At 72.8% G+C, this 6,142-nt stretch carries 7 protein-coding genes; 1 reads left to right on the top strand and 6 read right to left on the bottom strand.

Annotation, left to right across the window (positions count from 1 at the left end; all coding sequences use genetic code 11):
* Window positions 1–61 precede the first annotated feature (61 nt).
* From ccsB to ACFWDO_RS20870, 6 genes are all read right to left on the bottom strand, one after another.
* On the bottom strand, window positions 62–1,045 hold the full coding sequence (gene ccsB, locus ACFWDO_RS20895; protein WP_380326259.1) for a c-type cytochrome biogenesis protein CcsB: 984 nt from the start codon (window positions 1,043–1,045) through the stop codon (window positions 62–64).
* Between the two features lie 2 nt (window positions 1,046–1,047).
* Window positions 1,048–2,802: a cytochrome c biogenesis protein ResB gene (locus ACFWDO_RS20890; RefSeq protein ID WP_380326255.1), complete on the bottom strand. Its 1,755-nt coding sequence runs from the start codon at window positions 2,800–2,802 to the stop codon at window positions 1,048–1,050.
* Window positions 2,802–3,578: a cytochrome c biogenesis CcdA family protein gene (locus ACFWDO_RS20885; RefSeq protein WP_380326252.1), complete on the bottom strand. Its 777-nt coding sequence runs from the start codon at window positions 3,576–3,578 to the stop codon at window positions 2,802–2,804. Before ACFWDO_RS20885 ends, ACFWDO_RS20890 begins: the two co-directional genes overlap by 1 nt.
* A complete protein-coding gene (locus tag ACFWDO_RS20880) occupies window positions 3,578–4,216 on the bottom strand; it encodes a TlpA family protein disulfide reductase (RefSeq protein WP_380326249.1) in 639 nt (212 codons plus the stop codon). Before ACFWDO_RS20880 ends, ACFWDO_RS20885 begins: the two co-directional genes overlap by 1 nt.
* Window positions 4,213–4,857, bottom strand: a complete 645-nt coding sequence (locus ACFWDO_RS20875; RefSeq protein ID WP_380326246.1) for a histidine phosphatase family protein — start codon at window positions 4,855–4,857, stop codon at window positions 4,213–4,215. Before ACFWDO_RS20875 ends, ACFWDO_RS20880 begins: the two co-directional genes overlap by 4 nt.
* A gap of 66 nt (window positions 4,858–4,923) precedes the next feature.
* Window positions 4,924–5,424, bottom strand: coding sequence for a MarR family winged helix-turn-helix transcriptional regulator (locus ACFWDO_RS20870; RefSeq protein WP_380326243.1), 501 nt, complete (start codon window positions 5,422–5,424; stop codon window positions 4,924–4,926).
* 104 nt (window positions 5,425–5,528) lie between these two features.
* Here ACFWDO_RS20870 and ACFWDO_RS20865 point away from each other — a divergent pair, with 104 nt between their 5' ends.
* On the top strand, window positions 5,529–6,077 hold the full coding sequence (locus ACFWDO_RS20865) for a YceI family protein (RefSeq protein WP_380326240.1): 549 nt from the start codon (window positions 5,529–5,531) through the stop codon (window positions 6,075–6,077).
* Window positions 6,078–6,142 lie beyond the last annotated feature (65 nt).

Raw genomic sequence — 6,142 nt, 5'->3', positions numbered from 1 at the left:
CGTTTGGCCCTGTTTCACGACAGAAACAGGGCCAAACGCCCGCCCACAACGTTCGGCTGGGTCAGGCGTCGGTGGTCAGGCCCGAGTACGAGTGCTTGCCGTTGAAGATCAGGTTCACGCCGGTGAAGTTGAACAGCACGCACAGGTAGCCGACGATCACGAACCAGGCGGCGCGGCGGCCGTCCCAGCCGCGCGTCGTGCGGGCGTGCAGGTAGGCCGCGTACACGACCCAGATCACGAAGCTCCAGACCTCCTTGGGGTCCCAGCCCCAGTAGCGGCCCCAGGCGTGCTCGGCCCAGATGGCGCCGCCGATGATGGTGAAGGTCCACAGCACGAAGCCGACGGCGTTGAGCCGGAACGACAGCACCTCGAGGGAGGTCGGCGTCGGCAGGCGGTCCAGCCAGCGGAAGCCCGGGCGGCTCAGGTACGGGGAGCCGGTGTCGCGGCTGTCGCGCAGCAGCTGCAGCACGGACGAGACGAACGCGACCGTGAAGATGCCGGCCGAGCAGATCGCCACGCCCACGTGGATGACCAGCCAGTAGTTCTGCAGCGCCGGCTGCACGCCCGTCGCGGCCACGTAGAAGACGTTCAGCCCCAGCACGAGGAACAGCACCGCCAGGCCGGTGACGAACGCGCCCAGGAACCTGAGGTCCTTGCGCAGGTTGATGCCGAGGAAGACGGCGAGGGCCATGAACGAGCCCACCAGCGTGAACTCGTACATGTTGGCCCACGGCGTGCGGCCCGCGGCGATGCCGCGCAGCACGATCGCGGCGAGCAGCAGGGCGGTGCCCAGCCACGTCGTCGACATCGCGATGCCGGCGGCGCGCCGACGGGCGGGGGCGGGCGGAGCCGCCGCCTTCCCGTCCGCCGGCGGCGCGGCTGCCGGAGCGCCGGCCCCCACCGCGACGGGCGTGCGCGCCTCGGCGCGGGCGTCGGCCCGCTGCTCGGTGCGGCGCCCGAGGTCGATCGCGAACGCGACGAGCGCGATCGTGAGCGCCGTGGCCGCACCCCACACGAGCAGCACGCTCAGCTCGGCGATCTGCATGGTCAGTCCTCCGTGGCTGTCTTCGGGTTGTCGTCCGGCGCGTCGTCCGGCGCGTCGTCCAGGCGGCCCGGCACCGACGCCAGGGCCTTGTCGACCTCACGCTGCAGGCCGGCGTCGTCCCCGCGGGCGAGCCCGGCGAGCTCGACGTGCGTGACGGACCGTCCGTCGTCGTCCGTGGTCTCCCATGATCGCACCCACACGCGCCGGCGCGGCGTGAACAGCGAGACCGCGAGGCCGGTGAGGGCGAGCAGGGCGAAGGTGAGCACCCAGGTGAGCGACGGGTCGTGCCGCAGGTCGAGCGCGACGTAGCGGGGCACGTCCTTACCGAGGGTCACCGTGCCGAGGCCGTCGGGCAGGTCGACGGTCTCCCCCGGCTTCACCAGGAGCTTGATGGTCGACCCGTCCTCGTCCACCGACGGCGTGAGGTTCGCGGTGTCGAGGCGGTACACGTTCTGCGGCACGCCGTCGTCCAGGCCCAGGTCGCCGCGGTACACCTCGAGCACCATCAGCGGGTTCTGCGGCTGCGGGAAGACGGAGCGGGCGGAGCCGTCCGCGTCGACGACGGCGGTCGGCAGGAAGTACCCGACCAGGCCGATCTGCTCCTGCCCCTTGGACACGTCCGGCACCTTCACGACGCCGCGCGACGTGTACATGGTGTCCTCGGGCAGGAACGGGACCCGGCCGGAGAACGCCAGCTCGCCGGCGCCGTCCTTCACGGTGATCTCGGGCGCGAAGCCGTTGCCCTGCAGGTAGATCTTGGCGCCGTCGACCGTGAGCGGCTCGTTCACCTTGATCGTCTCGTCGTGGGACGTGCCGTCCGGCTCGGTCGCCGTCACGTAGGCGGTGAAGTCGCGCGCCTGCGCGAACGCGACCGTGTCGGAGGCGAACTTGGACTCGAACGAGTCGAGCGTCATGGAGAACGGCGACAGCGACGACGGCCGGAACCAGGCGCCCTTGTCGAAGGTGTCGTAGTCGACGACGGCGTTGGCGAAGCCGCGACCCTCGGTGACGATCGCCTGTCCGCGGTAGTGCATCAGCTGGCCGAGGGCGACCGAGACCAGCAGGCCGAGCAGCGCCAGGTGGAACAGGAGGTTGCCGGTCTCGCGCAGGTAGCCGCGCTCGGCGGCGACGGTGCGGGTGGCCGGTCGCCCGAGGCGGGGCTCCTCGGCGCCGACGTCCACCCGGAAGGTGGGCAGCCGGCGCAGCGGCCCGCGCAGGTGGGCGGCGACCGCGTCCGTGACCTCGTCGGGCGACGCCGTCGTGCTGGCCTGGGCCGTCGCGGGGAACCGGCCGAACCGCACCGGGGTCTTCGGCGGGCGGTTCCGCAGGTTGCGGGCGTGCGCGATCGTGCGCGGCAGGATGCAGCCCACCAGCGAGACGAACAGCAGCAGGTAGATCGCCGAGAACCAGACGGAGCTGTAGACCTCGAAGAAGCCGAAGCGGTCCAGCCACTCCCCCAGCGTCGGGTGGTCGCCCAGGTACTCGAGCACCGCCGCGGCGTCCTGGCCTCGCTGGGGCAGGATCGAGCCGGGCACGGCCGCGACGGCGAGCAGCATCAGCAGCATGAGCGCGACGCGCATGCTGGTGAGCTGGCGCCACATCCAGCGCAGCGTGCCGCGCCAGCCGAGCGACGGCAGGGTCGGGGCGCCGCCGGACTTCTGCGGCCCGCCCGCGGCCGCGGCCGGCGCGTCGTCCGAACGGCCCTCGACGAACGCGTCGTTGATGCCCTCGGGGCGGTAGGTCGCCTTCTCGCTCATCACACCACCGTCACGTATCCGCTGATCCAGCCCTGGAGCTGGCTGGTCCACGCGGACCAGATGCCCGTGACCAGGGCCAGGCCGACCAGCACGAGCAGGGCGCCGCCGGCCCGCTGGATGCCCAGGCGGTGACGACGCAGGAAGCCGAGCATGCGCTGCGACGACTGCAGCCCGAGCGCGACCAGGAGGAACGGCACGCCCAGCCCGACGCAGTACGCCACGCCCAGCACGATGCCGCGCCCGGCCGACGCCTGGTCGAGGGACAGCGCCTGCACCGCGGTGAGCGTCGGGCCGATGCAGGGCGTCCAGCCGAGGCCGAACACGATGCCCAGCAGCGGCGCGCCCCACAGGCCCGCCCGAGGGCTGAGGTGCATGCGCCGCTCGCGCTGCAGGAACGGGACGGCGCCGAGGAACGCGAGGCCCATGAGGATCACGACGACCCCCAGGACCCGCATGATCGTGGTCTCCCACTGCACCAGGTACGAGCCCAGCGCGCCGGCGGCGGCCATGAACGCGACGAACACCGCGGTGAAGCCGAGCACGAACAGGGCCACACCCGCGACGACGCGCCGGCGGCCCGGGTCCCGCGGCGCACCGGCGCGGGCCTGCGGCCCGCCCGCCGACGCGGCCGCCATCCCGCTGACGTACCCGACGTAGCCGGGCACCAGCGGCAGCACGCACGGCGACGCGAACGACACCAGGCCGGCGATCAGCGCCACGGGCAGCGCCAGCAGCATCGACCCGCTCCACACCGTGGTGGCGAAGGCGTCACCCATCAGGCGCCCTTCGCCGCGCCGTCGCCCGAGCCGCCGGACGACTCGGCGAGCACCTCGTCGACGATCGCGTCGAGCGTGGACGCCTCTGCCTGCCCGATGACGCGCGCCGCGACGCGGCCCTCGGCGTCGAGCACGACCGTGGACGGGACGGCCTGCAGCGGCACGACGCCGGAGAGCCGGGCCACGACCTTGCCGGTGCTGTCCGCGACGGACGGGTACGGGACGTCGAAGGTGCGCTGGAACGAGGTGGCCGCGCCGGCCTCGTCCTCCGTGTTGATGCCCAGGACGCGCACGCCGTCGGCCTCGCGGTCGTTCGCGAGGGCGACGAGGTCGGGGGCCTCGGCGCGGCAGGGGGCGCAGCCGGCGTACCAGGTGTTCACGACGACGACGTCGCCGAGCCAGTCGGCGGTGCTGATGTCGTCGCCCTCGAAGGTGGTGCCCTCGACGGTGACGACGTCGCCGCGGTCGCCCGCGTCCCACTGCTTCACCGAGCCGTCGCCGGAGACGAACCCCTGGCCGACGACGTCGCCCGCGCCCGAGTCCTGCGGGCCGCACGCGGCGAGGAGACCGATCCCGAGGACGGCGCCGACCGCCACGGTGGCGCGCCGCCGGGCGCGCGGGGAGGTGCTGCGCATCATGCCCCCGGCACCGGGTCGGCGCCCGCGAGCAGGTCCGCCGCGGGCTCGGTGTAGTGCAGCCCGACGAACGTGTCGCCGTCGAACCGCAGCGAGGTCATGGACGCCAGCGAGCACTCGCGCCGGCGCGGGTCGTGCGCCAGGGAGCGGGCCTCGAACGAGCGGCGCGTCACCCAGACGGGCAGCTGGTGGCTGACCAGCACCACCTCGTGCCCGGCGTACGCGCGGCGCGCGTCGTCCACCGCGGCGCGCATGCGCGCGACCTGGTCGGCGTACGGCTCGCCCCACGACGGGCGCAGCGGGTTCCACAGGAAGCGCCAGTAGCGGGGGTGGGCCAGCTGCGCCGGGTTGCTCCCGATCGTCGTGCCCTCGAAGTGGTTGCCGGCCTCGACGAGGCGGTCGTCGGTGGCGAGGGTCAGGCCGAAGGCCTCGGCCGTCGGGGTCGCGGTCTCCTGCGCGCGCTGCAGCGGGGACGCGACGACGCCGGCGACGTCGTGGCCCGTGCCGGACAGGTGCTCCGCCACGCGGCGCGCCATCGCCTGACCGCGGTCGGACAGCCGATAGCCGGGGATGCGCCCGTAGAGGACCCCGTCCGGGTTGTGGACCTCGCCGTGCCGCACGAGATGGACGGTGGTGGTGGCCATGGGTCCCAGTGTCCCAGAACTCCGGGGTACCCAGGTCCCGTCCAGCCAGGGGTGACGCCGCTCACGTCAGGAGGTCGCGGGGCCCTTGGCCGCCTCGGCGACCTTCGCCATCGCGCGGCCCAGGACGGCGAACTCCTCGTCGGTGAGGGTGTCGACCAGCAGCCGGCGCACGGCGGTGACGTGGCCCGGCGCGGCGTCGACGAGCGCCGCGTACCCGGCGTCGGTCATGACGCAGTTCACGCCGCGCCGGTCGCCCGGCACGGGGGTGCGGACCACGAGGCCGCGCTGCTCCATGCGGTCGACGGTGTGCGTGAGGCGGCTGCGCGACAGGGCGAGGAACTCCGCGAGCGCCGACATCCGCAGCGTGCGCTCGGGCGCCTCGGACAGCTGCACCAGCAGGTGATACTCGCCGAGCGTCACCGGCAGGCCCTCGTCGTGCGCCGTGCCGAGCGCCTCGAAGAAGCGGGACGTCCCCTCCAGGAAGCGTCGCCACGCCCACTGCTGGCCCTCGTCGAGCCAGCGCACCTCTGCGTCCGCGCGCTGTCGCGCTCCTGTCGTCCCGCCCACGGGGAATAGGTTACGAGACGCGGGTGTTCACCCCCTCGTGACGGTAGTTGAGTGCTCAACTACCTGGTGACACCGACCGCACGACCTACTCCGAGGAGACACCTATGACCGCGCTGCCCGCAGGCCTCACCGCCGGTACCTACGCCATCGACACCGCCCACTCGACCGCCTCCTTCGCCGTGCGCCACGCGGGGATCGCCAAGGTCCGCGGCACGATCGCGATCAGCGGTGGCTCGATCACCGTCGGCGACGAGCTCGAGTCGTCCGCCGTCTCCGCCGAGCTGGACGCGGCGTCGGTCAACACGAACGACGAGAACCGCGACAACCACCTGCGCAGCGCCGACTTCTGGCACGCCGAGGAGAAGCCGACCTGGAGCTTCGTCTCCAAGGCCATCTCGGCGGACGGCGACGACTACACGATCGCCGGCGACCTCACCATCAACGGCGTGACCAACTCCGTAGAGCTCCCGACCGAGTTCACCGGCACCGCCACCGACCCGTTCGGCAACGCCCGCGCCGGGTTCGAGTCGCAGATCGAGATCTCGCGCAAGGACTACGGCCTCACGTGGAACGCCGCGCTCGAGACCGGCGGCGTCCTGGTGGGCGACAAGGTCAAGATCGCCCTCGACGTCTCGGCCATCAAGCAGGCCTGAGGCCTCGCCGAGGTAGTTCGAGAATCGCCGAGGTAGTTCGAAGGGGCGGTCCGCACTTCTGCGGC

Source organism: Isoptericola sp. NPDC060185 (genome assembly GCF_042728595.1).
GTDB lineage: Bacteria > Actinomycetota > Actinomycetes > Actinomycetales > Cellulomonadaceae > Isoptericola.
This window is presented reverse-complemented; position numbering and strand designations above follow the sequence as displayed.

Coding starts and splice junctions, on each gene's coding strand:
- ACFWDO_RS20880 (WP_380326249.1), bottom strand. CDS start 4,216: ATGATGCGCAGCACCTCCCCGCGCGCCCGGCGGCGCGCCACCGTGGCG.
- ACFWDO_RS20885 (WP_380326252.1), bottom strand. CDS start 3,578: ATGGGTGACGCCTTCGCCACCACGGTGTGGAGCGGGTCGATGCTGCTG.
- ACFWDO_RS20865 (WP_380326240.1), top strand. CDS start 5,529: ATGACCGCGCTGCCCGCAGGCCTCACCGCCGGTACCTACGCCATCGAC.
- ACFWDO_RS20890 (WP_380326255.1), bottom strand. CDS start 2,802: ATGAGCGAGAAGGCGACCTACCGCCCCGAGGGCATCAACGACGCGTTC.
- ACFWDO_RS20875 (WP_380326246.1), bottom strand. CDS start 4,857: ATGGCCACCACCACCGTCCATCTCGTGCGGCACGGCGAGGTCCACAAC.
- ccsB (WP_380326259.1), bottom strand. CDS start 1,045: ATGCAGATCGCCGAGCTGAGCGTGCTGCTCGTGTGGGGTGCGGCCACG.